General features: G+C 44.7%; 1 protein-coding gene. It reads right to left on the bottom strand.

What is annotated here, in order from left to right; genetic code table 11:
- Window positions 1–487, bottom strand: a 487-nt coding sequence (locus C3420_RS17220; protein WP_265734833.1) for an Ig-like domain-containing protein, incomplete at its 3' end; no start/stop codon positions are given.
- Between the last annotated feature and the right edge of the window lie 36 nt (window positions 488–523).

The raw sequence follows: 523 nt of genomic DNA, 5'->3' as shown, positions 1-523 counted from the left end.
CGGCTGTGCCTACCACTGTTGTGCCATCAAAGCCCTCAATAACCGGGACCTCTGGAGCAGTGGTATCTGTTGCTGTATCTGCTACAGCGGTAACAGAATCTGATTCATTACCTGCTGCATCTGTCGCTGTGACTTCTACTTCTGCACCATCTTCAAACGCCGGTTCAAGCCCAACGCTGAAATTACCTTCTTCATCCGCTATAGCAGTAGCAAGCTCATTACCCTCAGTGTCGCTCACGATAATGGTTGAACCCGGCTCGGCTGTGCCTACCACTGTTGTACCATCAAAGCCTGCAATAACCGGTAATAACGGGGCTGTGGTGTCAGGAGCATTAACTACTGTTTCAATAGAAGTATTATTAGATTTATCTGTTGCTGTAACTTTGATTTCCTCACCATTACTCAATGGCGGATTAAGCTCAATAGTATAGTTTCCGTTGTTATCAACTATTACAGATCCTAAAACTTCTCCATCTTCGTTTTTTATTTGAATTGTTGATCCTGGCTCAGCTGTCCCTTGTAT

Origin of the sequence: Acinetobacter sp. ACNIH3, assembly GCF_002918965.1 — a bacterium.
In the GTDB taxonomy this organism is placed as follows: Bacteria; Pseudomonadota; Gammaproteobacteria; order Pseudomonadales; family Moraxellaceae; genus Acinetobacter; species Acinetobacter schindleri.
This window is presented reverse-complemented; position numbering and strand designations above follow the sequence as displayed.